Source organism: Sphingobacterium thermophilum (genome assembly GCF_039541675.1).
Classification (GTDB): Bacteria; Bacteroidota; Bacteroidia; order Sphingobacteriales; family Sphingobacteriaceae; genus Sphingobacterium; species Sphingobacterium thermophilum.
The window spans coordinates 353,712-380,451 of sequence record NZ_BAABGR010000006.1 but is presented as its reverse complement, the minus strand read 5'-3'; the positions used below and the strand labels follow the sequence as shown (position 1 = coordinate 380,451).

Genomic DNA, 26,740 nt, shown 5'->3' with positions numbered 1-26,740 from the left:
CCAATCTTACTTAATAATTTCGATTGCAGTTCCGTTCAATAAGTTAATTTGACCTGAAATAATCACCACATCACCGGCATTAAGGCCGCTAACGATCTCGATTTTATCGCCGAAGCTTCTTCCTGAAACTACTTTAGTTTCTACAGCTTTACCGTCCTTAGCCACGAAAATCGTGTTGTCCGATACAGAACCCACGAATGCTGCACGTGGCACCACCAACACATTAGCAGTACTGTTACCGCCAAAGTGAGCTGTTCCATACATACCTGCGCGCAACTCATTGCCTTTGTTAGGCACTTCAATTTCCACAGGGAAATTTAAGCTTCCATCCGACTTAGGAGCAATGAAAGTAATGCGTCCGGTGTAGGTTTTGTCGTTATAAACACTAGCCGTAACATTTACAGGTTGTCCTACGGCAAGAGTAGCTACATTTTTCTCATCCACGTTAACACGCAATTTCAATGAACTAACGTTCACAATCTCGAAAGCCGCTGTTCCTGGATTTACGTAAGATCCCGGTTCTATTTTACGGGAGTTTACGATTCCTGCTACCGATGTTTTGATAGTTACATCTCCAGCAGTAAGTTTAGCACTGCGAAGGTTGTTTTTCGCGTTTTCAAAACTTAATCTTGCTTGGTCCAATTGTTGTTGGGTAACCCCTCCTGTTTTGAAAGCACTTTCAAAACGTTGTAGATTCTGTAAAGCATTATCGTAATTCGCTTGCGCGTTTGCTACGTTCACATTCAATTTGTCGCCTTCCACGACAGCCAATGTTTGTCCGGCAGATACATACGAACCTTCGTCAACCAACACTCGCACCACACGACCTGCTGTTTCAGCTGCCACAATCACTTCCTGTTTAGGTTCGAAAGTACCATTTGCCACATAAGACGCATCTACCGTAGCATTTTGTGCAGTATCTACACGCACTGCCACATATGCATTGGTTTTGGATGCTTCTTGTGTAACTGCGTCGTTCTTAGCTTTATTCTTTTTCAAAATAAAGAAAATACCACCTATTGCTGCTGCGATAATAATTACCGTAATTATTGCACGTTTCATAAAAATATATTTAGTCTATTATTCGTTTACTAATGATTTCAATTCTCCTTTAGCTTTGATCAATTGAATTTCAGCTATCTTATAGTTTAATAATGCTGTATTAAGGTTATTTTGAGCATCAGCATAAGCACGCTCTGCATCAAGAAGTTCTGTAAGTGTAGCTAAACCATTTTTATAATTATTCTCTGTGTCTTCCAATACCTCTTTGGCCAATGACACGTTACTTCTGTTGGTGTTAATAGTAAGCAAAGAATTCTTGATTTGCGCTTTGGCGTTGTCATTTTCCAAGCTCAAGCCCAGTTTCATATCTTCCAAAGAGACTTGTGCCTGACGGATTTGAATATCGGCCTGTTTAATCCTTGCTCTAGTAGAACCACCTGTAAAAATAGGAATTGAAAGGTTCAAACCAATACTGGAAGTTTTTGGCCAGAAGAAATCTCCTCCTATAGGAAAGCCTTTACCGAACCCACTCCAACCGAAGTCAGCTCCCAGCGATAGACGAGGATACAAGTCGGCAACTTTAGACTTCTTGTTCAGTTCCAATAGTTCGATTTGTTTCTTGGTCAAAAGAACTTCTGTACGGTTGTCAATATTAGCTTCCTCCAAAGCGATGTTAGCATCGACCTCAAATGTATTGTCCGGAAGGGTAATATCTTTATCCATAGGCATGCCAATGGCGAACTTCAACGCATTTTCCTTAAGCTCTAGGGCGTTCACCACGATCTGGCGGTTGGCAATCAGGTTGTTAATCTGTACGTTCGTTCTGTCCAAGTCAATCTGCTTACCTAATCCGGCAGACACCAGACCCGCAATGACATCTCGGATTTTAGTCGTACTATTTAAGTTTGTTTCTATGGTTTGTAACTGCAATTGAGTTTGATACACCTCGTAATATGCAGTCGCCACACGTTCTATTAATTGCTCATCGGTCAACTGTTTATTGATAATATAAAACTCTCGCGTGGTGGTAGCGGCCTTCAGACCGGTGAATACCGATTGGTTGAACAGTTGTTGGTTCAACGAAACTACTCCCGTAGCATTCCACGGTTGGCCCATTTTCACCTTGTTCACCACACCTCCCATATCAATAGCCATTTCCGGAATGATGACATTGTATTTCAAACTTCCGGCAGCATTGATCTGAGGCAAGGCCGTACCGCGCACCTCATCAATCTGATATTGTGCATTTTCTAAGTCTAAGGCAGCTTTCTTAGCTTCTGCCTTATTCTGCAAAGCATATTTTATCGCATCTTTCAGTGTTAAGATTTCTTGCGCATCGGCATAAGAAAAACTAAACATCCCGGCTAATAAAACAGCAATTAATCTGATCTTTCTCATCGGTTATTTATTAGTAACTATACGTTCTTGAAAAATTAATTTAGCGGCGTTAATCTGGCTGGCAAGTATCTTATCTACATTTTCCAGGTTTGGAATCTTGCAGAGTATATCTTCTATAGTGTAAGTCAAGGTCAACCCACGGATGATATCTCCAAAGATGGCACAAGACTCTTCGATATTATCCAACTTCAACGAGCCGTCTTCTACGGCCTTCTGCACTAGCAACTTCATCAAATCCAAGTCTTTGGTATATACCTGTTTTATCACTTCAGAAAGCTCCAAGCCTTTTAACCAATCCAGATTTTCATTGATATAAAGCATATAATGCTTTCTCATATGTTCGGCCCGAAATTTTAAGATGGCAAATAATGTTCCTAAGAAATCACCATCATACGCGGCAATCATTTTCTCTTCCGCAGAAATCAATTCATGTGAGATGGAACAAATCACATCTTTAATAAGCGCCGTCTTATCCGGATAATAATAATATAGATTAGCCTTCGTGATTTTTAAATCCTCCGCAATCTCATTCATCGTGGTCTTTGCAAAACCATAATGCGAGAAGCGACGAATAGCAGCCTCTATTATTTCTTCTTTTCTTTTATCCATTTTAAACTTTTTAACTTTTGACTTTAGCAAAAGAATGGTCAAAAATAAAAAAAGTTTAAACACAAACTATTGTGTATTTAAAAAAATACAATGCGCTGACAAAAAAGAAACAGAAAATGATAATACTACGAGAAAAGCTTGAGGAACTTTTTCTTATCCAACTTATAGAGACGTGCGGCCCTATAAGACACTCCGGTCTGGAATTCATCCAATTCCTTAAGATACCCGAGATTACTCATCTTCTTTCTGAAGTTCCGTTTATCTAGTGTTTCACCGAGTATGGACTCGTAAACTTGCTGCAATTGAGTTAATGTAAATTTTTCAGGAAGAAGCTCATAAGGAGCCATAGTATAATGCAAGTTTCTTTTCAGTTTGTCTAGTCCAAGACGCAGGATTTCATTATGATCGAAGGCAAGTTCCGGCACTTCGTGCACATCAAACCACTTAGCCTGACGCATATAGTTTGTCACCGGTTTTATCTTGTGTTTAACCTCGTCATACCTTACCAAGGCCATATAAGCTACCGTAAGAATTCTACCTTCCGGGTGACGCTTGAGTCCGGCAAGAGCGGCCAACTGCTCCAGATAAATGTTTTTCAACCCCGTATGTTCGTACGCTATCCGGTTTACAGCATCTTCCATCTCTTCATCCTTATTGACAAAATAACCCGGCATTGCCCACCAATCACGATAAGGGTACTCGTTGCGCTCTGTGAGCAATACTTTGAGCTTACCATCATGAAAGGTAAAGATCAGACAATCTACTGTAAAAAACGACAACATATGTAGGTTATATTAAGCAGTTACAAAATCATATGCGATATTAATCAATAATCATAAAATTTAAAAACAAAAAATATGCAAACATAGATTGTTACAACAAAGGAAGTCACCAAAATGCAAAAATCTCACAAAAAATGCATAAAAAATTTAATAGTGTAAAAAATACACATTATATTCGTATTTGAACTTAAACTGAAACCACATTGAAAAAGATAAACAGAATTGGAGTTTTTACTTCAGGTGGCGATGCGCCTGGCATGAATGCAGCGATCCGAGCTGTAGTGAGAACTGCTATTTATCACGACATTGCTGTAACAGGAATTTACCACGGATACCAAGGTATGATAGACCGCGAGTTTGTAGACATGAACCGCAGGTCCGTAAGTTCTATCATCCAAAAGGGAGGAACTATCCTTAAATCCGCGCGGTGCCTAGATTTCAAAACGAAAGAAGGTAGAGAGAAAGCTTACAACAATATAAAATCCCAAGGTATCGATGCATTGGTAGCTATTGGGGGTGACGGCACATTCACCGGTGCCAAAATCTTCTCCGAAGAATATGATATCCCTGTAATGTGTATTCCGGGAACTATAGACAACGACCTTTGTGGTACTGACTACACCTTAGGTTATGATACAGCCAACAATACCGTAATAGAAGCAATAGACAAAATACGCGACACGGCTTCCTCGCATAACCGCGTCTTCTTCGTAGAGGTGATGGGTAGAGATTCAGGATGCATTGCCTTAAGTGCCGGCGTGGGTGGCGGTGCGGAAGCTATACTCCTTCCGGAGCTAAATTCCGGCATTGATGACCTATTGGATGAAATATATCTGGCAGAAAGCCGCAACAAAACTTCCATGATTGTTATCATTGCCGAAGGTGACAAAAATGGAGGAGCGTACAATGTTGCCAAAATTGTAAAAGAAAAAATTCCGCATCTTGACATAAAAGTTAGTATATTAGGTCACTTACAACGAGGTGGTGCTCCAAGTAGCTTTGACCGCATCTTGGGAACAAGAATGGGATACATAGCAGTCAACGAACTTCTGAAAGGCAACAGCAAGGCCACTGTAGGTATCCGCGGCAACCAAATGGTTACTACGCCTCTTGAAGAAGCCCTAAACACTAAAGAACTGAAACTAGATGACGAATTGTTGGCGATAGCCAATATAATGAACAAATAGTTGAGCCATATGATTTTAGTTATTTTCACCGGATCAAGATATGCAGACTGGCGGCTTGCCGAAAAAGGCAAATTGCTGCACGGCTTTCGCACAGTGGGCATCAATCCTTATATTCAAGATGAAAATTTCATAAATCAGTTGCTCAACAAAAGTACAGACCTGCTATATAATGCAGAAAAGATAAAGAAAATATTCTTTTTCGGTGCGGGAGCTTCTTCAAAAGAAAGACAGGATAAAATCGCCAACGTATTTTCCAACTTCTTTAAAAATGCCAAGGTAAAAGTCTCACATGATTTGGATGCCTCAGCCCTTTCTACTTTGGGTGATGACAAAGGTATCGTAGGAATCATCGGATCAGGCTCCAATGCCGCCTATTATACAGGGAAGAAAATCGTAGAAAACAACTATGGATTGGGCTATATCCTTGCAGATGAAGGCTCAACAAACTGGATAGCTCAGCAAGTGCTGCGCGACTTCCTTACCGACGCCATGCCGCAGGGTTTCCGCGAAAAGCTCATAGGAAAATTCAACTTAGACCGTAAGATTATCCTAGAAAAGCTGTACAACAGCCCTAACCCCAACTTGTTTCTGACATCGTTTGCAGACTTTTTCTACGAAAACAAAAATGAACATTATCTGGCCTCCATTATAAAAAAGGGACTGGAAACGTATATTAATACTTATATCCTTCCTCTGCTGGACCAATATCCGGACGCGCAGATAGGACTTACAGGGTCGGTAGCGTACAACTACCAGGATTGGCTGCTAGATTTAGCCAAAGAACATCATTTGAATATTAAAACTATAGTAAAAGAACCTATTCAAAATCTAATAAAATATTACATAAACAAAAATTAAGAAAATGAAAATTGGAATTAACGGATTTGGCCGTATCGGTCGTTTAGCATTTAGAGCTGCTGTAAAACGTGATGATATTGAAATCGTTGGTATCAACGACTTAGTAGAGCCAGATTATATGGCATATATGTTGAAATATGACTCTACTCACGGAAAATTTGACGGTACAGTAGAAGTAAAAGACGGTAATTTAGTTGTAAACGGTAAAACTATACGTGTGACAGCTGAGAAAGATCCGGCTAACTTGAAGTGGGATGAAGTAGGTGCGGAAGTAATTATCGAATCTACAGGCTTGTTCTTAACACAGGAGCTAGCTCAAAAACACATCCAAGCAGGCGCTAAAAAAGTTATTATGTCTGCTCCAGCAAAAGATGACACCCCCACTTTCGTTATGGGTGTAAACCACAAAGAATTAAAAGCAGACCAACATATCGTATCAAACGCTTCATGTACTACTAACTGTCTTGCTCCTATCGCTAAGGTATTGCACGACAAATTCGGTATCATCGAAGGTTTGATGACTACTGTACACGCTGTGACAGCAACACAAAAAACTGTTGATGGCCCTTCAGTAAAAGACTGGAGAGGTGGTCGAGGTGCTTACCAAAACATCATCCCTTCTTCGACAGGTGCTGCAAAAGCCGTAGGTTTAGTATTGCCAGCCTTGAAAGGTAAATTAACAGGTATGTCTTTCCGCGTGCCTACTGCTGACGTTTCGGTAGTAGACTTGACAGTTCGTCTAGAAAAAGGTGCTTCATATGAAGAAATCAAACAAGCGATGAAAGAAGCTTCAGAAGGCGAATTGAAAGGTATCTTAGGCTACACAGAAGACGAAGTAGTATCTACTGACTTCTTAGGCGATGCACGCACTTCTATCTTCGACGCTAAAGCTGGTATTTCGTTGAATGACAACTTCGTAAAAGTTGTATCTTGGTACGACAACGAATGGGGTTATTCAAACAAAATTATCGACTTAGCACAAGAAGTTGGTAAGTTTATCTAATAGAGATAACAATCGTAAACAAAAAAGCATCGGAATTCCGATGCTTTTTTGTTTGTCTATAATCTTCTAAAGGGAAAACCTTGCCCCTACAGCAAACCAGCGCTTGGGCATCAATACTGCACCGGACTCCACATACTGGGCATTGGCAAGATTACTCATCTCTACATAATAATCCAACTTCCCATATCGGTAGCCTAGGTGCAGGTCAGAAATAAAATAGGGATTATTCAACTCGCGCTCTATCCATCTGTTAGCCGAGCTGAATGTCCAATTCGAACGTCTATAAGAAAGACGAAACAAAACCTGATGTTTCAAGCTCTCCAAAACATATTTGGAGTGTACATCCTCCTGATAGCTCATCTCTTTTGGGTTAAGATGATTATACCCTACCACAAGGTTCAACTGTTGATCAGTAGAAAAAATAAAATCTTTTCTTAAGTCTATACTGTAACCATGAACCTTATTGCTTCCAAAGTTGTATGGCTGAAAAGGGATGTCGGTCAAATCCTCTCCTGGAGTATGTGCTTGTTTGATCCAATCTATAAAATCAGTAATCTCTCGATAGAAATAACGTCCTTCTAGCCTCAATCCGGCCACCTTCCCTTGTATCGATGCCTCATACTGCCAAGCAGATTCCGGATTCAACTGCTGGTTACCTTTATTCATAGGTTGATTTAGATAAAGGTCTGTAAAGGAAGGAATACGCTGGCTGGCACCTACATTCACATTCAATTTCCAATCTTTATTAAGTGGGAAGCCCATATCCATTCCCGGATATATCTGCCAGCCGTAATCTGTATTGTAGTTACCATAGGCTCCTAGATGAAGGCCTACTTTAGAGAAAAGTTGCGTCCTATATTCCAAATAAGTTCCTATGTTTGATCGGAAATGCTTACCTAGATTATTGCTGTTCACCTGCTCATCTCTATACTCTACCCCTATCCCCAAATCGCCGAAATCCGTTGTAAATCTGCTATTCAATTCCACCGCAAAAGCATTATTCTTGTGTTCGGAACGCGCCTTACTCAGATCTTGTCTATAATAGCGGTAATCATCCTTGTTAAAACGATTTGATATACGTGGACTTAGATAAAACCTTTTTCCTAGATAATGTTTGGAAGCAACATAGGTAAAAAAGGTTTTCACGATTTCATAGGATTCCCTATCACCAGGGTATGCATAATAACCGTTAGCTCCGAAAGCGTTGTTAATATAGCCTGCCGCCCACTCTAGTGAATGTTCATCCTGCAGCTGATAGCTTCCTTGATAATAAGTACGTATATCCTCCGTTTGACTGTTATAGCGCTGTCCATTCGACTTTTGTGAAGAAACGGAGAACAGGTGTTGGTGATTCTGTTCTACAAGCTGACCTACCACTTGCATACCTCCAGCGCCATATCTGCCTTTTCCGTCTCCTTCTTCCTTCTTTTCGAATGAGGAGCCCAATTGTATATGTGCTGACAGCCCACTTTTAACATCCTTTCGTGTAACAATGTTGATCGCTCCGGTCAATGCATTAGCCCCATAAACACGAGCCATAGGCCCTCGCAAGATCTCTATACGCTCTACTGCATCCATGGCTATAGGAATATTCATAGTATGATGGCCCGTCTGTGGGTCTGAAATTTTTACACCATTGATTAGAATCAACGCCTGCTCAAAAGAACCACCGTCAATACTTATATCTGCCTGTGTACCGAAAGGACCACGTTGTCTTATATCCATTCCGTTAGCATAGGCCAACACCTCATTGATAGATTTTACCGGCAACCGCTTGATATCTTCATTATTAATGATTTGGATATCCCTGCTCCGTTTGGAAAAAGGAATCTGTAACCTGTTTTCTGAAATCACTACCTCAGCGATGCTGTCTTGAAGCTTTTCAAATTTCTGTGCATGCGCCATAAAGAAAAAATTAGTACAGGTGATGAATAAAACACTGCGTTTAAGTTTCATAATCTTAAATTTTTCGTCACAAAAGTCTTATCTTTCTCCATCAAATAGATAGTCCAGTTTTATATCCATGAATAGTCCAGTTATCAACAAACTCCTGCCGTACATCAAATTGCAACGCAACGACAGCACCCCTCTTTATCTTCAGATTGCTCAAGGTATTGTAAAAGCCATTCAGGTTAAGATTGTTCTGCGCGGAGAAAAGCTTCCGGGGACGAGACTTCTTAGCGAACGGCTGTACATCCATCGCCAGACCGTGGTAGCAGCATATGATGAACTGGCAGCGCAAGGATGGATAGAAATTCTTCCACAGCGTGGGGCTTATGTCACACAGCAGAAAATAAAAGCACCTCACCCCCCAATAATTACCAAGGAGGAAAAAGAGAAACAGCTACCATATCAGCTTTATTCCAATCCTGTACTCGATTTATCTTCCAATGTTCTTCACTCCTCTCTCTTTTTGACAGATGGTACGCCCGATTACAGAACCACAGACCTCAAATTGTTGAACACCTTTCTTAGTGCGGCTTCGCAAAGCAAATGGTTGTTAAATCAGCTCAACAAAAACATTCATTCAGAAAATGAAAATCTTAAAAATCAACTGATAAACCTTCTTCTTATTCAGAAAGGCATTGCTGTTAATGCCGAAAAAATTCTCGTTACCGGAAATCACAAAATAAGCACGTTGTGCATTCTGAGAACGCTGATAAAGCCGAATGATATTGTTGTGGTCACCCAGCCCGGTCATTATTTTATAAACATGATGCTGAAAGATTGCGGAGCAAAACTATATACTGTGTCTCTGAACGAAAAGGGACTAGACATAGAAGAGCTTAAGTCAATTCTTGCAAAAGAAAATATTAGAGCTTTTTATATTCATACGAACACATTATATCCCACCGCGCGGACTTTATCGGAAGAACAGAAAAAAGAGTTGATCGCTTTAGCCAAAACATATGGCTTCGCAATTATAGAAGATGATAGCGGAACAGATTTTATTTTCGACCGACAGTCTCCCACTTCGCTCATTCATCATGATGACCAGCATACAGTCGTTTATCTTAATAGTTTAGAAGGCTTGCTTCCCCCTCCTTATGACATGGGATATATTGTCGCTCCCTCATCCGTTATCCGAGAATTACAGAAAGTCAAAAATACCTTACAATCCACCTCTTCGCCCTTGATAGAACATGCTTTAAGCGAATACGTAAAAGAAGGTTACTTTTTGCGTCAAGCACAACGGCTCACCAAATTATATCTTAGGCGCAGAAACCAGTTCAGCGTCCTTTTGGATTCTTATTTTGACAGAATTATAGATTTTAATCCACCTCATATGGGCTTGGCATTTTGGGTGGAGTTTAAGCAGAAAGTGCCTTTACTGACCATATGTCGCAACTGTGAAAGAAAAGGACTTACCATACCACAACATATCCTCTATCAGGATAAGTATATCACAGCCATGCGTATAGGATATGGACACCTTAACGAACAAGAAGCAGAAAAAGCTATAAAAATTTGGAGTGAAGGGTTTTATGAGGTATTATACCAATAAGGCTTGCCATTAGGCAAGCCTTATTGGTTATTCTTGTTATTTTCCTTCGAAAGCAGCCAGCCACTGCGGGCGGAACGAAGCATCTTTTTCAGACATCTCGAAAGATTTCTTATACAGGTCGAGCGTAGCAAAAACTTCTGCTGGATCTCCTACAGAATTTTCGAAGAACAACTTAAAGCTATACGTAGCATTCTTACTCAGATCTACAGCCACTGTATTGGAAGAAAAGACAGTAGGTAAGATCGCTTCGGAGCTCATCTGGCCTGCTGATTCCATACCGAAAATGGTGGATAATGCTCTTACCAAAGCATTGGATTCTTCGCCTATAGAAGAAATTTTGATAGCCCCTTTAACAAATCCGGACTCTTTAGGACGGCCTTGACCGTCAACCCCCGGTTCTATATTTTTCAAGACTTCTACTTTCATTCCTACGGTATCTTGGTCGAAAACCGATTTGGCTACGTATACTTTTGAAGAATCTGTTTCATTCTCCTCTACAATACGTAGGAAGAAATATTGCTTTTGGGCATTTTTATCATTGGTGAACTTCTCTAAGGGAAGACCTTGGTCTGACTGTCCTTTATTGGAAGAATTGCCACAACCGGACAATGCCACCATCGCTGCGAAACCAGCAGTCAAGAAAATTTTTGCTATGTTCATGGCAATAGAGTTTTATTATAGCAAATTACGATAATGTTTTATCTTTTTAAAGCGTTATACAAAATTTCTACTGGATGGTAGGACTTACGTGCCGCGCCATCCTTGATCTGATGACGGCATGATGTTCCCGCCGCAGCGATTAGGACATCCTCTTTAGCTGCGCGAACAGCCGGTAACAATACCAATTCGGCAACCTTCATCGAGATATCATAATGTTCCTTCTCATAGCCGAAAGAACCCGCCATACCACAACACCCGGAAGGGATAACCTCTACCGAATAATTCGTCGGCAACGATAACACTTTCTCCGTATAACCTACGAGATGGAAAGCTTTTTGGTAACAGTGTCCATGCAGCTTGATATGCTGTTTTGCGTCAGTAAACATATCGGCTGTAATATTTCCTTTATCTATCTCCTGTGCCAGAAACTCATCCACCATAAGGGCATGCTGTGCTATTCTTTTGGCATCTTCCAACAAAGGTTTATCCACCAAACTCAAATACTCATCACGGAATGTAACGATGGCCGAAGGTTCGATCCCCAGAAGCGGTGTTTCTTCCGAAATTTTATTTTTAAGCAAAGTTACATTTTCGTTTGCCAGCCTTTTAGCCTCCTTCACAAAGCCTTTGGAAAGATAAGTTCTTCCACTTTCTTTATGGGGTGCAAAAAGCACCTCATAGCCTAAGGCAGTAAGCAGCTTATACGCGGTCTTACCGATGTGGGTGTCGTTATAATCAGTAAACTCATCACAGAAAAGATAAACTTTCCGCTTAGATGGTTGTGTTTTCTGCTTTTTTATCCAGCTTCTTAAGGTTGTACCACTCACTTCCGGCAAGCTTCTGTCCTGAGCAAATCCCAACACCGATTTGATAAGACTTGAAGTCAATTTGTTTTGTGCAAAGAAATTGTATACTGGCGCCACCATAGCCCCTAGATGTTGGGACTTCGTGAAATTGGCAATAACCTTGGCGCGGAAAGGGGCTCCATTAGCATCATAATAATGTTGAAGGAATTCGGCTTTCATCTTGGCCACATCAACACTAGATGGACATTCTGTTTTACAGCCTTTACAGCTTAAACAAAGGTCCATTACCTCTTTCAGCTCCTCGTGATCAAAGCGGTTTTCTTTAGTCGAATTTGTCAGAAACTGACGCAACATATTAGCACGGGCACGTGTGGTGTCCTTTTCATTGCGTGTAGCCATAAACGAAGGACACATCGTTCCTCCAGTGATTTCGGTCTTACGACAATCTCCCGAACCCGAACATTTCTCTGTAAGACGCAAAATGCTTTCGTCTTTCGTAAAGTCAAAATAGGTCTGGATTTCCTTGCCATCAATTACCTTATCATAACGCAAGGAAGAGTCCATCGGTGGCGTATTTACAATTTTATTGGCATTAAAGATGCCTTTCGGGTCAAATACATTTTTCACCTCCTGCAGCAAAGCATACACTTTCTCTCCTAGCACTTTGCCGATAAACTCACCACGTAGCCTACCGTCACCATGTTCCCCGCTAAGTGAACCATTGTATTTCAACACCAGGTCGGTGGTCTTTTCTAAAATAGAACGAAACTTACGCTTACCTTCTGCGGTTTTCAGATTTATGAACGGCTCAATATGCAATTCTCCTGCTCCGGCATGAGCATAGTACGAGGCATGCACGCCCTCTTCCTTAAGAATTTGTTGCACATCCGCTACATAGGCAGGTAGATCTTTCGGCGATACCGCACAGTCTTCAATGAGGTTTACCGGTTGTTCGTCTCCAGGAAGATTTCGGATTAATCCCAGCCCTGCCTTGCGCACATCCCATACAAGGTTGGTCTGTTGCACTCCCATCACTAACGGATAAGCGTATCCCAGCCCTTTGGAAATCAGATCCTGCTTCAAAGCCTCTGCCTTGCGGACGATTTCTTCTTCCTTGTCTGCACGGAACTCCACTATCAGTAGAGCTTGAGGATCACCTTCGATAAAAAAACGATTATACTGATATGTCGGATGACCTACCGTGAAGTCAAGAATATATTTATCTACCAGCTCCGACGCTTCCGGCTTATGTTGCAATGCAACTACATTACCATGCATACATTCCACCATATCGGAAAAGTGTACACATAGCAAGCCTATCTCCTTAGGGGGTAATGGACGTAGTTTGATCTTGGCCTCTGTCACTATGCCTAAAGTTCCTTCCGAACCGGCCAACAGATTACAGAGGTTGAAAGGTTTTGTCGTATCTACCAGAAAGTCCAATGCATAGCCGGTATTACGACGGGTAATATCTTTCTTCGGATAGCCCGAATTGATTATATCAATATTTTCCTTATTAGTCAATAGGTCATTGAGCTGACGGTATATCTCTCCTTCTCTGTCCTTCTGTGCCAGCTTAGCAAAATACTCCTGAGGTTCTAAAGCTTTGAAAACAACCTCTGATGCATCGTTCAACAAAACATGAGCTTCCAGCAAATTGGCCCTTGTATCCCCCCAAACTATGGAGTGCAACCCCGATGAGTTATTTCCAATCATCCCACCAATCATTGCACGACTGGCCGTGGAAGTTTCAGGACCGAACATCAAGCCGTAAGGTTTGAGATAGGCATTCAGGTCATCACGAATCACTCCTGGTTGCACACGTGCCCATCCTTCCTCCACATTCACCTCAAGAATTTTATTGAAAAATCTCGAAATATCCACTACAATACCTTTTCCTACAACTTGGCCCGCCAAAGAAGTTCCGGCAGTACGAGGAATTAAAGTGATTTTATTTTCGTCAGCAAAACGTATTAAGGTAATTAGGTCTTGCTTGGTATACGGAATAGCTACAGCTAAAGGTTTCTCCTGATATACGGAAGCATCCGTAGAATAAGCTACCAACATGGTATGATGCTTAGGATCCCATTCCCTATAATACAACTCCCCCTCTAATTCGCTATTAAGCTTTTCTAAAGATATTGACATATGAATAATAAAATAATAAGCTTTACACTAAAACAAATCTAAGCAAAGATTGTTATTTTTGATAATAATTAGCCCAAATATTTAACTGTTTATACGTATTCTAAATTAAAAACCGCACAAAACCGCAAAAACCACTGCATTTTCTTGCAAATTTATTAATACAAACCTTACATAGACGAACAAAATTCTTTATCAAAGAATAAATTTTGAATTTTATTCGATATTTATGTATTTTTGCAGAATGAAAAAATTAGAAATTAATTTAGACCATATAGATTATCAGATATTGCGTATCATGCAAAATAACGCGCGAACCAACAATGCAGATATCGCGCGGGAATTGGGTATGGCTCCTTCGGCCATACTAGAACGTGTAAAAAAACTGGAGCAAAAGGAAGTCATCTTACAGTACAATGCTAAAATCAATCCGGCGGCATTAGACCAGAATCTCTTATCATTTATCTTCATCAAAACTTCCGACATTATTGGTGAACAAGGTATAGCCTACCTATTGGCCGAAATTCCGGAAGTTCAGGAAGTGCACGACATTGCGGGAGATGATGGATACTTGATTAAAGTAAGAACCGCAGACGCTGCCGGCTTGGTCGACCTCATGCGCAACACTTTAGGAAAAATTGAAGGTATCATTTCTACACGTACAACTATCGTGTTGGAGACAATTAAAGAAGAACAAAAACTTGTTATTCCGACTGTTTAAAATGGAAGAAAGTAAACCATCGATATTAAGCGTTATCCTCGCCTATTTAGTGGTCTATATAGTGTGGGGGTCCACCTTTTTCTTTATTGAGGAGGCATTACGCTCCTTCTCGCCATTTGTTTTGGGCTCTATCCGTTTTCTTATTGCAGGTCCATTATTAATGGGGTACTGTGCCTTAAAAGGATACAAGCTTTTCAATAAAGAAGATGTCAAGCAGGCTATTTTTGTAGGGTTCTTACTGCTGTTTGTCGATATGGCCTGTATCATATGGTCCGAACAGTACATTTCCAGTGGCATCGTTTCCATCTTATCGGCAGCTACCGCTATTTGGTTTGTTCTGCTAGATAAACCAAAATGGAAAGAAAACTTTTCCAGCATCCCAACTTTATTGGGATTGTTTTTCGGTTTTGCAGGTGTCATTATGCTCTTTGCCGAACAGATATTTGCCAATACTGTTGCTGAGGAGACGAAATCGCAAAATATCACCGCTATGGGCGTCTTAGTAATGGGAACCATAGGCTGGACGATAGGCTCCCTGTGGTCCAAATACAGCCAGAAAGGTAAGACTACCAACAAGAAAAAAGCACTGAATGTAATGGTGAAGACCGCCTGGCAAATGCTGACTGCCGGGGTAGCTTTCACGCTGGTAGCTCTGTTCAATGGAGAGTATTCCCGTTTCGACTACAAGGCAGTACACCTTGCAGATTGGGGGGCATTGCTGTATCTAGTGACGATGGGCTCTATCCTAGCTTTCAGCTCCTACATTTGGTTGTTGCAAGTTCGTCCGGCCACGGAAGTGAGCACATATGCCTATGTGAACCCTATCGTTGCCTTGCTGCTCGTACATTTCTTCACCGATCATGAGGTTACCATACTTCAGATTATGGGACTTTGCGTGGTCTTGGTTTCCGTACTTCTTATGAATTGGAACCTGTATAAAGACAGTAGAACCATCCGGGCAATCCGTTATCGCAAAAAACTTAAACGTCTTAAACATATGGCACCAAAGAGTAGTGTGCCTCGCATAGTGGAAGTTGCCGAATTTCAACGCAAAGAGCTTTCCAAAGCTGAAAAGAAAAAGCTCAAAGAAAAAGAAAAACAACAAAGCCAAGAATAGTTTTTAGATTTATTACTGTACACCTTCAAGCTTCATGGAAGATCAACCGTAGCAATACAATCTCCTATGAAGCTTTTATTTTTGTATGAAGAAGCTTAACATATGATACTTAAAGCCACAGAAGACATTAAAAAAGATGTATTAAAACTTTTTATAGAAAGATGGAATACGGATTTTATGGTTTCAAGAGGCAAGGTGCATTATGTTGCTGACTTGGAGTCTTTAGTGCTCATTGAAGAAAACAGGATTGTAGGTCTGCTGACCTATACCATGGAAAACAAAGAAATCGAGATAGTTTCTTTGGACAGCTTCAATGAAGGACACGGTATAGGTTCTGCCCTATTGGAAGGCGTTAAAGAAGTCTTTCTCCATTCGGACTGTCAAAGGCTATGGCTAGTGACTACTAATGACAACCTGAGAGCATTACGGTTCTATCAAAAAAGACAATTCACAATTACCGACATACATCTAAACGCTGTGGATCATGCCCGCAAAATAAAACCCTCCATCCCTTTGACAGGTTACGATAACATTCCCATACAACATGAAATTGAATTAAGTTATTTTAAGCTCACCTCCTTTTCCAAAAGCCGATAAATTGTTATATTTATAAAGGAGGCTGTATCAAAGCCTTCCAAGACCATATTTTCACACAGTTAACGGTAACCAATTCTTTAAAGCTAAACTGTTTATTTATGAAAATTAGAACCACTGTACTTTGCCTACCAATTAAAAATTCGGAGAGAACTAAGCATTTTTACGAGCATGTATTTGGCCTTAAAGAATTAGATAATGAAGAGGGTATTGTGACAATAGAGCTACCACATCTTTCTCTCTTTTTGATGGAACAGGCTGCCTTCGAAGAATACAGTAAACGTGCACGAAGATTATCGTATTTTCCTACCAACCAAGTAGGAGCCTTTATAAGCTGTGCTTTGGACTCGCAAGAAGATGTAGACCTAGCCCTGCAAAACGCACCTCTCTATGGCGGTACGGCACCTGCGGAAGCAACCATAGACCGCAAATATGGAGGTTATATAGGTTATATAACCGATCCGGACGGACATCTTTGGGAATTGGTGTATCCACAGCAAAAATAACATGTGCATACAAGCTAAATCCAAGATATGTATAGTAGCGGGAGATATCACCACAATACATGTTGATGCTATCGTCAACGCGGCAAATTCTCAACTTTCAGATGGAAGCGGCGTAAACGGTGCCATACACCGTGCCGGAGGTCCTACCATCTTGCAGGAATGTCAAAAAATAATTGCCAACCGGGGTATCTGCCCCACCGGCGAAGCCGTGATTACTTCGGCAGGAAATCTTCCTGCCCAATACGTAATTCACGCCGTGGGTCCTATATGGCAAGGAGGATCTCAACACGAAGAAGAGCTTCTCGCCCAATGCTATTATAGTGCTTTAAAGCTGGCTACTCAATATACATGCAAGACAATGGCTATTCCTTGCATCAGCACCGGAATCTTTGGCTTTCCAAAAGAAAAAGCAGCAATTATAGCCATACGAACTATAATTACATTCTTACAAAAAGACTCCATTTTAGAAAAAATTAATTTAGTTGCTTTCGACAAAGAAAACTTTGACATCCTTTCTGCTGCGTTAGCAAACTATTAATTCAAGCATAAAACATATGTGCACTTTTTTTGTTATTCCAATAATCCTACATAAACATCAATAAAGATGCAAGAAAACCTGCTTTATGAATTTTCTATAGACCAAAAAAAGAATATCATTAATGTCCGGCGTGAGTATGAAGCTCCCCTCAAATTGTTGTGGGAGGCATGGACATCTGAAGACTTTCTGGACAGGTGGTGGGGACCAAAACCTTGGAATGCTGAAACAAAAAGCATGGACTTCCGGGAAGGGGGCCAATGGCTGTACGCCATGGTAGGGCCGGATGGTGAACGTCATTGGGCTAAAGCTAAATTCAGCCATATAGAACCTCAACTTTCCTTCTCTTATAGAGGGTACTTCTGCGACGATCAGGGAGTGACGACCCCTGAATTGCCTCAAAACGACTGGCATATCTCTTTTCACGAAAACAACACCATTACTACTATCAAAGTCACCCTGCTCTTCAGTAATACAGAGGCTCTAGAACAGACTATGGGAATGGGTTTTAAAGAAGGATTTACTGCCGGATTAAATCAGCTCGAAAGCCTTTTGGAAAATCTTAAAAAATGAAGGTATGCAAAATTTATCACCACAAATAATCAAATATCAGGAAGGATTATCTGCCGAAGATAAAGCCATTTGCAATCTTTTGACACAAACTATATGTCAACATCTCCCCGAAGCAGAGAACAAATTATGGCACGGACATCCCGTATGGTTTCTGGAAGGAAATCCTATCGTAGGCTATAGCAAAGAGAAGAAAGGGCTGCGCCTGATGTTTTGGAGCGGTGCCGACTTTGAAGATGAGACTTTAATCCCAGGTCCAAAATTTAAAGATGCTTCCATCTTTTATCAGACCATACAAGAAATTAGTTTGGATGACTTAAAACGATGGTTACTAAAAGCGAAAGATATTCAATGGGATTATAAGAATATTGTAAAGCGAAAAGGAGTCCTTGTAAGACTTAAATAACATATACTCTTTATACGCAAATACCATGAAAAACCTATTGACCTTAACGTTACTGCTAATCTGTTGGGCCTGTCGTCCGAACACAAATTCTTCAACAAATGATATGGGAAATGCCGAAACCCTCTCCGACAGCCTATCAATGACAGACAGCTTATTGTTTGACTTTGACAAGTTTCCTATACAAAAAGGCAGCTTAGGTCCCTTACACATAGGTATGACAATAGAGAAAGCGGAAAAGCTTTTTACAGGACTTATCAAAGGCGAAGATGAGGCCGGTAACTTCGGTTTTGATGGCGGGGGAAAAAGCTATCTCTATTACCTGAACAAAGAGCTCGTCTTTGTGCTTATCCCCAAACTGGAAACGGACACCATTCTTTCCATTGTCGCTATCCATAATAACCTCACTACGACCAATGGACTTCATCCCAATGCTAGCGTGCAGCAAATTCAAGCCCTCTACCCTGATATGATTGTCGAACATGATCTTCTTAACGGATGGGAAATCTTTCATGAAGCTACCAACCAATGGCAGTTTGTCTTTATTACGGATGAAAATGAGCGCATTGGCGACTATCCTGACTTGGACGCCCCTTCCAAACCTAAGCGTCTCCAAATCCAGGCCGATTGGATAACGATATTCTAGCGTCCTAGTTTTTTCGGAAAAAATTCTTATACTAGTAGCTTTCAAACTATTCCAACAGCAAGACCATGGAAGTCCTAGCACCAAAGGATTGTAACAACGCACCGAAAAAACGTATCATCAAAGAGTTTACCGAAGCTCTTTGGAGTCAACAGTGGTCTGTGCTAAGGGCTATGGTGGTGGAAACGTTCACTTTTGAAGTGGCCGGCAAGCTTCAATCTTTTGACTTCGCGGCACTACAACATGAAATTCCCAGCAACCACTCTTTCTATAAAATGGAACTAGATGCTGTCATCACCCACGGTGCTTTCGGAGCTTGCCAAGGAAAAATACAGTCAAAAGTCTTGTGTCTTGATTTCGCTTTCTTTCTTAGCTTCACATCCGCAGGAAAAAATACCATCAAACATTTGAAAGTACATCTTTCTTCAGCCTATTAAAGCTCGTTTTCTGCTATGACCAACTTATTAGAATATCAAATACGACAACTTTTTAAGATTTCACCTACACAAGATATACAGGCTATAACCTCACTGTTCAAAACAGAAAATATAAAGAAAGGAGACTTCTTTCTACAAAAAGAAAAAGTAGCGAACAAGCTAGCCTTTCTTCAGGAAGGCTATATCAGGATTTTCGTGGAGACTCCGTATCGGGAAATCACCCAATGGGTTTCTACTCCGGGATATTTCATCACCGACTTACCTGCTTTTATGTACAATAAACCTTCTCGCTGGAACATGCAAGCCTTGGTGGACTGCCAGCTTCTTGTCATCACAAAACAAGATTACCTACAAATCCATAACATACTTCCAGATTGGAATGAAGTGGAAAAACATTTTATCATTCACTGCTTCACCACCTTGGAAGAACGTATATATTCTCATATAGCTATGAGTGCGGAAGAACGCTATCAGCTCTTTTTCCAAAATAACAAAGACTTATTTAACCAAATACCTCTGCAATATATCGCATCCATGTTGGGTATAACTCCTGAAACACTGAGCCGAATAAGAAAAAAGCTACTTTGATTTCTTGACATTTGTCAAGAGCAATATGCTCTTCTTCCGAGATCTTTGTAAGCAAAAGAAAAATTATGATTACAAAGACTATAACAACTCAGATTCAGATCCAAGCACCTGCAAACAGGATTTGGCAAATATTAACAGACACGGCATCTTTTCCTTTATGGAATCCATTTATAAAGGAGTTACAAGGAGAGTTAAACGTCGGAAACAAGATAAAAGTTCGCATTCAAAGCTCACCGAACAGCGAAATGACGTTCTCCCCTAAAGTGACTATGATGGAAGCAAATAAGTCTCTACAATGGTTGGGCAAGTTAGGAATATCGGGGCTATTCGACGGAAGACATCATTTTGAAATTGTAGAACATGCAGATGGAACTTCTACCTTTATACACAAAGAAACCTTCCGTGGACTTATCGTACCTTTTTTCAACACAAAAAATACAAGATTAGGGTTTGAAGCTATGAATAAGGCTCTAAAAAAGAAAGCTGAAAGGCAATAATATGCATTCGGACAGATCAAGTCCGAATGCGTTAGTATTACATCTTTCCTACAACAACTTTGTAGAGCTTATCGTAATCAAAATATTTAATAGCTATGTCCTGCACTTTTGCTGGAGTCATGGCCTTTAATACATCCGAATAATATCTGTAATAATCTAAAGTCAACCCAGAGAAATAGGTAGCTTTAAATTTATCCACATGCGAAAAGATACTTTCCAGACTACCAAGCATCACTCCTTGCATGTAATTGCGAACTAAATCCACTTCTTCCTGCTGTGGAGGTTCACTTCTGAGCCTGTCAAATTCTGTTGCGATTTCTTTCAACGTATCTTGAGTGGAAGCTATCCCCACTTCTGTGGCAATAGTAAAAAAGCCCGTGTATTTCAGATTACCTACATAAGAACCTATACTGTAGGTGTATCCTTTCTCCTCACGAATATTACGCATGAGGCGTGAGCCGAAGAATCCTCCAAACAAGGTATTGACAAACTGTAAGGCAGGGAAGTCTTCATGAGCACGTCTAATGGAGGTGGTTCCCAAACGAATAGCGGATTGCAAAGCTTCGGGTTTCTCTACCACTACGACTTCCGTTGTATGTGCATCAAAACTAAGAGCATTTGCGTTAAGCTCTTTCTGTTCGTTTTTCCAATCCTCACCGAAATATTGACTAACCAAATCCAGTATAGGCTTATCGACTCTTCCGGCAATAAATAACGTACAGTTAGAAGGATATATCTGATGCTGGAAAAGATTCAATAGCTGCTCACGTGTCACAGCATCATATTTTTCCTCTGTAGGCAATACACCATAGCGCGTTCCCCGAAAGACAGCATCATAAAAGTATCGCCGTGCCAATACGTCGTTTTTCTGGAGCGATATTTGGAGGCTTTGCTTATTGTTACGTATATATGTACTCAACTCTTTCTGTGGCAGGCTTGCATTCCTAAGAATATCGGCCACTATCGGCAAAACCTTATCTGCATATTTATGCATCGTGTATAAGGTTAACGATGTATGGTCTAAGCTGTATTCCGGCATCAGGTAAGCGCCATAAAAATCTATAGTATCGGCAATTTCCTTTGACGAAAGAGTTTGAGTCCCCTCCTTCAACATGGAAGACAGTATTGGATTCAGATAGGCCAGCTCTTCTTGCGTATAGATATTGGCAAACGTAACCTCAAACTTTAGCAGATCCAAGCTTTCAGCTTGAAAAACAAAAGCTTTAAGTCCATTTTTATATACTATTTCTTCCGGCTGTATAATCGTAATATCCTTGATGCTTTGAAAAGCCGGAGGTACTGTTCTATTCAACATGTTCTTTAGCGTTTGATTGATAATAAAGGGTCGATGAATTTTCCTTTCTAAATACGGCATTGGCTACGCGAAGTATATCCTCGGAAGAAACAGCACTATATTTCTCCACTTCCCTATTATAATCTTCTGCCTTGCTCAACATTTCAAAAAACGCTAAGTTCATTGCCTTATCCAGAATGGAGAGTTCGGAAAACAGCATCGTAGATTCTACCTTGTTTTTCACTTTCTGAAGTTCCTGCTCCTCAATACGCTCTTCTTTCAGCCGATCCAGCTGTTGCCAAATATGTTGTTCGGCCTCTTCCAATGAAAGATGTGGCAAAGGCTTTCCTTCTACGACCACCAAGTTGCTGTCTATACATCCCATCATATAGGCATTGATCTCGCTGAAAAGCTGATGCTCTTTCACCAGTGCACGGTACAAGCGAGATGAAGCACCTCTGGACAAGATATCGGTAATCAGATCAGCAGCATAATAATCTGCTTCCATTCTTTCAGGGCCATGGAAAGCTATATAGATTGCATCCACAGGAACGTCTGCTTTTACCCTTTCGAAGCGTGCTTCGACCTGTTGCGGCTCCTTAGGAATATCCCGCACTACAGGCTCTCCCGATGGAATGTCGCCAAACCATTTCTGCACCAACTGCTTTACCTCATCGAGCTGTACAGCTCCTGCCACCACCATCACAGCGTTCTGAGGAGTATAATATTTCTTGAAAAACGCTTTCACATCTTCCATCGTCGCTTCTTCAATATGCTTAAGTTCCTTGCCTATAGTAGCCCATCGATAAGGATGTACCTTGTAGGCCAAGGGCCTCAGCTTCAACCATACGTCACCATAAGGTTGATTGAGATAACGTTGCTTGAACTCTTCACATACAACCTGACGCTGCACTTCCAAACTTTGATTGCTGAAAGCTAAGCTTAACATACGGTCGCTCTCCAACCAAAAAGCTGTCTCCAGATTGTTTGCCGGAAGCGTAATATAGTAGTTCGTAATATCGTTTGTGGTAAAAGCATTATTCTCCCCTCCTACGGCTTGCAAGGGGGCGTCATAGTTAGGAATATTGACGGAACCTCCGAACATCAGATGTTCGAAAAGATGAGCAAAGCCCGTTTTGTCGGGAGACTCATCACGTGCTCCCACCTTATATAATATGTTGACCACAGCCATTGCTGTGGTATGATCTTCGTGGACCAGTACAGTCAAACCGTTATCCAGCTTGAAACGACTAAAATTTACCATCTAATATCTGCTCTTAAACCCAATTTATATCTTTTTTCAATAAGGATAATGTCTTTTCCTCAGCAGATCCCGCTGCCACCTTATAATCGTAGAACCAGTTAGCCTGTGTAGGTAAACTCATCAGTATGGACTCTATACGTCCGTTAGTCTCTAAGCCGAATTTTGTTCCTGCATCGTACACCAAGTTGAACTCTACATAACGTCCTCTGCGTACCAGTTGCCACTCCTTTTCTTTCTCGGTAAAAGATTGATGACGATGGCGGTTTACCAATTCCGCATAAGTAGGAGCAAAAGTTCTTCCCAAATCACAAGAGAAATTGAAAAGCTCTTCAAGGCTTAATCCCGACTTTTCGGGTGTCAGCTTATCGTAGAATACACCGCCAATACCTCGTGTTTCGTTTCTATGCTTAATAAAAAAGTAATTGTCTGCCCATTTCTTGAACTCTTCATAAAAGGTTGGATGATGCTTATCGCATACCGTTTTCATCTGTTGATGAAAATATTTAGCATCCTCCTCTATCACGTAATGAGGTGTAAGATCGATACCGCCACCAAACCAACGTATCTTATCATTCAGCTCAAAATAGCGGATGTTCATATGAATGATTGGCACATGTGGATTGTTGGGATGGATAACGATAGATACGCCGGTAGCGAAAAATTCATCCTCGTCGACACCAAAAGATTTTTTTATAGGTTCCGGTAGTTTACCATGAACTGCCGAAAAGTTTACACCTCCTTTTTCCAGAATATTTCCATTCTGAATGATGCGGGTTCTGCCGCCACCTCCACCTTCTCTCTGCCAAAGTTCTTCTTGGAATTTAGCTTTGCCATCCAAGGCCTCCAAAGCCTGTGTGATTTCATCCTGAATAGTCTGATAGGTTTCAGCAATATGTTCTTTAGTAATCATCTTACCTACGTTAATTTTTGCGCTAATGTGTTTACTTCTTTTGCTGCCGGACTGTTGTTGTACAGTATTTGATACACCATGTTGCAGATAGGCATGTCCAGATTATATTTGCCGATGATGCGCTGAATACAATCAGAAGCATAATAACCTTCTGCCACCATGTTCATCTCCAGCTGGGCTGACTTCACGCTGTAGCCCTTGCCAATCATGTTTCCGAAAGTTCTGTTGCGACTAAATTGAGAATAGGCCGTCACCAACAGGTCACCCAGATAGGCTGACGCTTTGATGTCTCTATCCTTGGGAGCTATAGCCTGCACAAAATATTCCATTTCCCGTATCGCATTGGAGATTAAAACTGACTGGAAGTTATCACCATACCCTAAGCCGTGACAAATACCGCCAGCCAAGGCATATATATTTTTCAAAACCGCACCATATTCTATTCCCCAGATGTCGTCGGACAGAATTGTACGAATGTATCTTCCACCGAAGAGTACTGCCACCCTTTCCGCTATGTCGATAGCACTACATCCAAATGTCAGATAGGACAGCTTCTCTGCCGACACCTCCTCGGCATGGCATGGCCCTCCGATGACGACAATATGGTCTAAGGGTATTGCATACGTATCATGCAGGTATTCTCCTACAATCTGATTTTCTTCAGGAATAATACCTTTAATGGCGGACACCACGATTTTTCCTTCAAAATCTTGGACTGTAAGGTCTTTCAACGCATCCTTAAGGTATGCCGCCGGCGTGTTAAGCACCACGATATCCGACTTTTCCACCACCGTACGGACAGCAGTATAAATATGCTTGTTAGGAATTTTAATGTTTACGGCAGAAAGATAACTTGGATTATGTTTGTATTTTTTGATATACTCTATATCCTCAGGCTTGCGTACCCACCAAAACACCTCTTTGTCAACCGTATTATCGGTCAACATTTTAATCATGGCTGTAGCCCAGCTTCCACTTCCGAGAATACCTATTCTATTTTTCTTTATTTCCAAACTTCTCCTTTTTATATGTCCAAAGATACTTATATTTCGGGTATAGCATCGTCTTTAAGCAAATTAATGGTATAAAAATGACTTTTGCTTATCTTCAATAAATTATCCTACGACAATGATATGACCGAGAAAGAAAAAATGCTATGTGGTAAGCCTTATAATGCCTCGGACAAAGAATTGCGGCAACAACACCTTCATGCGCAGCAACTTTGCCAACGCTATAACCTAATTGACCCTAAGAATCTACGTCAGCGTAAAGCTCTCATCCGTGGACTTTTTAAAGAGGTTGGAGTTCACTTCTGTATTGAACAGCCCTTTCATTGTGACTATGGGTTCAACATAAGCATCGGCGAAAATTTCTTTTCCAATTACAACGTGGTAATTTTAGACTGTGCGGAGGTAAATATTGGTGATAACGTCCTACTCGGACCGAATGTATCCATATTCACTTCCGGCCACCCTGTGCATCCGTCATTACGTAATCAAGGAGTGATGTATGCTTTTCCCGTACGCATTGGAAATAACGTATGGATTGGAGGTAATACAGTAATCAATCCGGGTGTAAGCATAGGAGATAATACCGTCATCGGAGCCGGGGCTGTAGTCACCAAAGATATACCCGCAAATGTCGTTGCTGCCGGAAATCCCTGTAAAATATTGCGAACCATTACAGACCAAGACGCACAATACTATTTTAGGAAGATGAAATTTTAAACAAAAGACCCCTTGCTGGCGCAAGGGGCTTTACCAAACCAATTATTAACCTAAATATGAATTATATAATGAATATAATTCACCTCATTATTACAAATTATATGCCAAAACATAGTTTTTATAAAAATTGTTTAATAAAAAATCCCTGAAACGGGCATTTCAGGGATCACTAAACCAATTATTAACCTAAATATGAAATTATGAATATAAACAATATGAAATAATGTATAAATCCTTCTTATTTCACATTTAAAACGTCCGCACACTTACTTTTATTACATTCATAAAGCAGTTTAACATATTTTTAACACTTTTAATCCTTATCAATGATATCTAATACCTTCTCTTTCAACCTTGTAATATCTGACTTGAGCCCAAACAGTATGGTCAAGGCATGAAAAGGTCTCCTCTGAATTTTGGTAAAATGCCGCATATATCCTACTTCTCCCCCGAGGAAAAAACTTTTGAACTTATAGTCTGCTCCAACACCAACTTTTGCACCTACAGCAAAAAAAATTTCGTTATGAATCTTTATCACCTCTCCTATTTCTTGGGCCCGTGGCTCTTTCACCAAGCCAAAACTTGGACCCGCATAAGCATAGGTGTTAAGGCGACTCATCTGCCTACGCAGACCTCCAGCCAAGCTAAGCATATATATGCTCGCCGTCCCATCGTCAATGATATGGGAATAATCCGAATCATGGATTCGCTGCGTATAGTCGAAATTGAATGTATAAAGTGCCGGATATAAATAATATTTGGGATTGTTCAGCGATATATCCAACCCCATACTTCCTGCAAAAAGCTGCGGAGACAACACGTCCTTGCTCTTACCTATAGGTAAAGCCAACCCCGTGCCGGCAAAATAATAGACTTTCCTATAATGAAGGGTGTCTGCTCCCTGCTGGGCAAAACTATAGTATGAAGGAAATACAAGAAGTGTTAATGCTAAGATAAATTTATTCATAAAACCTTTCAG

At 40.7% G+C, this 26,740-nt stretch carries 28 protein-coding genes; 16 read left to right on the top strand and 12 right to left on the bottom strand.

Features of this window, described 5'->3' with window-relative positions:
• Nucleotides 1–6: 6 nt before the first annotated feature.
• The 4 genes from ABD873_RS03715 to ABD873_RS03700 form a co-directional block, all read right to left on the bottom strand.
• Nucleotides 7–1,062: an efflux RND transporter periplasmic adaptor subunit gene (locus ABD873_RS03715; RefSeq protein WP_345064799.1), complete on the bottom strand. Its 1,056-nt coding sequence runs from the start codon at nucleotides 1,060–1,062 to the stop codon at nucleotides 7–9.
• An 18-nt stretch (nucleotides 1,063–1,080) separates the two neighbouring features.
• Nucleotides 1,081–2,400, bottom strand: coding sequence for a TolC family protein (locus ABD873_RS03710; RefSeq protein WP_345064796.1), 1,320 nt, complete (start codon nucleotides 2,398–2,400; stop codon nucleotides 1,081–1,083).
• Nucleotides 2,401–2,403: 3 nt separating this feature from the next.
• A complete protein-coding gene (locus ABD873_RS03705; RefSeq protein ID WP_345064793.1) occupies nucleotides 2,404–3,009 on the bottom strand; it encodes a TetR/AcrR family transcriptional regulator in 606 nt (201 codons plus the stop codon).
• 125 nt (nucleotides 3,010–3,134) lie between these two features.
• Entirely contained in the window at nucleotides 3,135–3,791 is a 657-nt protein-coding gene (locus ABD873_RS03700) for an NUDIX hydrolase (RefSeq protein WP_039052739.1), read from the bottom strand.
• 203 nt (nucleotides 3,792–3,994) lie between these two features.
• Between ABD873_RS03700 and pfkA the strand changes: the two genes are divergently transcribed.
• Genes pfkA through gap form a run of 3 tightly spaced genes read left to right on the top strand, consistent with a single transcriptional unit; the run spans nucleotide 3,995 to nucleotide 6,839 of the window.
• A complete protein-coding gene (gene pfkA, locus ABD873_RS03695) occupies nucleotides 3,995–4,978 on the top strand; it encodes a 6-phosphofructokinase (RefSeq protein ID WP_345064788.1) in 984 nt (327 codons plus the stop codon).
• Nucleotides 4,979–4,987: 9 nt separating this feature from the next.
• Entirely contained in the window at nucleotides 4,988–5,836 is an 849-nt protein-coding gene (locus tag ABD873_RS03690; RefSeq protein WP_345064785.1) for a hypothetical protein, read from the top strand.
• 4 nt (nucleotides 5,837–5,840) lie between these two features.
• The gene (gene gap / locus ABD873_RS03685; RefSeq protein WP_345064782.1) at nucleotides 5,841–6,839 is read left to right on the top strand and encodes a type I glyceraldehyde-3-phosphate dehydrogenase; all 999 of its coding nucleotides are present in this window, start codon (nucleotides 5,841–5,843) and stop codon (nucleotides 6,837–6,839) included.
• 66 nt (nucleotides 6,840–6,905) lie between these two features.
• Here gap and ABD873_RS03680 read toward each other — a convergent pair whose 3' ends face one another.
• The gene (locus ABD873_RS03680) at nucleotides 6,906–8,795 is read right to left on the bottom strand and encodes a TonB-dependent receptor plug domain-containing protein (protein ID WP_345064779.1); all 1,890 of its coding nucleotides are present in this window, start codon (nucleotides 8,793–8,795) and stop codon (nucleotides 6,906–6,908) included.
• Nucleotides 8,796–8,862: 67 nt separating this feature from the next.
• On the opposite strand from ABD873_RS03680, the gene ABD873_RS03675 reads away from it, so the two are divergent.
• On the top strand, nucleotides 8,863–10,344 hold the full coding sequence (locus ABD873_RS03675) for an aminotransferase-like domain-containing protein (RefSeq protein ID WP_345064776.1): 1,482 nt from the start codon (nucleotides 8,863–8,865) through the stop codon (nucleotides 10,342–10,344).
• 36 nt (nucleotides 10,345–10,380) lie between these two features.
• Here ABD873_RS03675 and ABD873_RS03670 read toward each other — a convergent pair whose 3' ends face one another.
• Together ABD873_RS03670 and ABD873_RS03665 are read right to left on the bottom strand one after the other, a co-directional pair.
• The gene (locus ABD873_RS03670; protein WP_345064773.1) at nucleotides 10,381–11,004 is read right to left on the bottom strand and encodes a hypothetical protein; all 624 of its coding nucleotides are present in this window, start codon (nucleotides 11,002–11,004) and stop codon (nucleotides 10,381–10,383) included.
• 38 nt (nucleotides 11,005–11,042) lie between these two features.
• On the bottom strand, nucleotides 11,043–13,958 hold the full coding sequence (locus tag ABD873_RS03665) for an FAD-binding and (Fe-S)-binding domain-containing protein (RefSeq protein ID WP_345064770.1): 2,916 nt from the start codon (nucleotides 13,956–13,958) through the stop codon (nucleotides 11,043–11,045).
• Nucleotides 13,959–14,199: 241 nt separating this feature from the next.
• On the opposite strand from ABD873_RS03665, the gene ABD873_RS03660 reads away from it, so the two are divergent.
• The 11 genes from ABD873_RS03660 (at nucleotide 14,200) to ABD873_RS03610 (ending at nucleotide 20,566) form a co-directional block, all read left to right on the top strand.
• The gene (locus ABD873_RS03660) at nucleotides 14,200–14,676 is read left to right on the top strand and encodes an Lrp/AsnC family transcriptional regulator (RefSeq protein ID WP_039054511.1); all 477 of its coding nucleotides are present in this window, start codon (nucleotides 14,200–14,202) and stop codon (nucleotides 14,674–14,676) included.
• 1 nt (nucleotide 14,677) lies between these two features.
• On the top strand, nucleotides 14,678–15,793 hold the full coding sequence (locus ABD873_RS03655; protein ID WP_345064766.1) for an EamA family transporter: 1,116 nt from the start codon (nucleotides 14,678–14,680) through the stop codon (nucleotides 15,791–15,793).
• Between the two features lie 102 nt (nucleotides 15,794–15,895).
• On the top strand, nucleotides 15,896–16,390 hold the full coding sequence (locus ABD873_RS03650) for a GNAT family N-acetyltransferase (protein ID WP_039054512.1): 495 nt from the start codon (nucleotides 15,896–15,898) through the stop codon (nucleotides 16,388–16,390).
• Between the two features lie 98 nt (nucleotides 16,391–16,488).
• A complete protein-coding gene (locus ABD873_RS03645) occupies nucleotides 16,489–16,893 on the top strand; it encodes a VOC family protein (protein WP_345064763.1) in 405 nt (134 codons plus the stop codon).
• Nucleotide 16,894: 1 nt separating this feature from the next.
• Nucleotides 16,895–17,431: an O-acetyl-ADP-ribose deacetylase gene (locus ABD873_RS03640; protein WP_345064760.1), complete on the top strand. Its 537-nt coding sequence runs from the start codon at nucleotides 16,895–16,897 to the stop codon at nucleotides 17,429–17,431.
• A 66-nt stretch (nucleotides 17,432–17,497) separates the two neighbouring features.
• Nucleotides 17,498–18,001 (top strand): SRPBCC family protein, encoded by a 504-nt coding sequence (locus ABD873_RS03635; RefSeq protein ID WP_345064757.1) that lies wholly within the window; start codon nucleotides 17,498–17,500, stop codon nucleotides 17,999–18,001.
• Nucleotides 18,002–18,005: 4 nt separating this feature from the next.
• On the top strand, nucleotides 18,006–18,404 hold the full coding sequence (locus tag ABD873_RS03630; RefSeq protein ID WP_039054552.1) for a DUF1801 domain-containing protein: 399 nt from the start codon (nucleotides 18,006–18,008) through the stop codon (nucleotides 18,402–18,404).
• A 25-nt stretch (nucleotides 18,405–18,429) separates the two neighbouring features.
• On the top strand, nucleotides 18,430–19,047 hold the full coding sequence (locus tag ABD873_RS03625; RefSeq protein WP_345064752.1) for a hypothetical protein: 618 nt from the start codon (nucleotides 18,430–18,432) through the stop codon (nucleotides 19,045–19,047).
• A gap of 65 nt (nucleotides 19,048–19,112) precedes the next feature.
• Nucleotides 19,113–19,481: a hypothetical protein gene (locus tag ABD873_RS03620; protein WP_039054554.1), complete on the top strand. Its 369-nt coding sequence runs from the start codon at nucleotides 19,113–19,115 to the stop codon at nucleotides 19,479–19,481.
• A 15-nt stretch (nucleotides 19,482–19,496) separates the two neighbouring features.
• A complete protein-coding gene (locus tag ABD873_RS03615; protein ID WP_345064748.1) occupies nucleotides 19,497–20,069 on the top strand; it encodes a Crp/Fnr family transcriptional regulator in 573 nt (190 codons plus the stop codon).
• A 65-nt stretch (nucleotides 20,070–20,134) separates the two neighbouring features.
• Nucleotides 20,135–20,566, top strand: coding sequence for an SRPBCC domain-containing protein (locus tag ABD873_RS03610; protein ID WP_082021863.1), 432 nt, complete (start codon nucleotides 20,135–20,137; stop codon nucleotides 20,564–20,566).
• A gap of 37 nt (nucleotides 20,567–20,603) precedes the next feature.
• On the opposite strand, the gene ABD873_RS03605 is transcribed toward ABD873_RS03610, so the two are convergent.
• The 4 genes from ABD873_RS03605 to ABD873_RS03590 are packed head-to-tail and all read right to left on the bottom strand — an operon-like array spanning nucleotide 20,604 to nucleotide 25,041.
• Nucleotides 20,604–21,881 (bottom strand): M16 family metallopeptidase, encoded by a 1,278-nt coding sequence (locus ABD873_RS03605; RefSeq protein WP_345064742.1) that lies wholly within the window; start codon nucleotides 21,879–21,881, stop codon nucleotides 20,604–20,606.
• Nucleotides 21,871–23,124, bottom strand: a complete 1,254-nt coding sequence (locus ABD873_RS03600; protein WP_345064739.1) for a M16 family metallopeptidase — start codon at nucleotides 23,122–23,124, stop codon at nucleotides 21,871–21,873. Before ABD873_RS03600 ends, ABD873_RS03605 begins: the two co-directional genes overlap by 11 nt.
• Before the next feature lie 13 nt (nucleotides 23,125–23,137).
• Entirely contained in the window at nucleotides 23,138–24,034 is an 897-nt protein-coding gene (gene hemF, locus ABD873_RS03595; protein ID WP_345064736.1) for an oxygen-dependent coproporphyrinogen oxidase, read from the bottom strand.
• 5 nt (nucleotides 24,035–24,039) lie between these two features.
• Nucleotides 24,040–25,041, bottom strand: coding sequence for an NAD(P)H-dependent glycerol-3-phosphate dehydrogenase (locus ABD873_RS03590; RefSeq protein WP_345065276.1), 1,002 nt, complete (start codon nucleotides 25,039–25,041; stop codon nucleotides 24,040–24,042).
• Between the two features lie 126 nt (nucleotides 25,042–25,167).
• Here ABD873_RS03590 and ABD873_RS03585 point away from each other — a divergent pair, with 126 nt between their 5' ends.
• Nucleotides 25,168–25,761: a sugar O-acetyltransferase gene (locus ABD873_RS03585; RefSeq protein WP_345064733.1), complete on the top strand. Its 594-nt coding sequence runs from the start codon at nucleotides 25,168–25,170 to the stop codon at nucleotides 25,759–25,761.
• A 313-nt stretch (nucleotides 25,762–26,074) separates the two neighbouring features.
• On the opposite strand, the gene ABD873_RS03580 is transcribed toward ABD873_RS03585, so the two are convergent.
• Complete coding sequence (locus ABD873_RS03580; protein ID WP_345064730.1) at nucleotides 26,075–26,728, bottom strand: hypothetical protein; 654 nt, start codon at nucleotides 26,726–26,728, stop codon at nucleotides 26,075–26,077.
• Nucleotides 26,729–26,740: the final 12 nt, after the last annotated feature.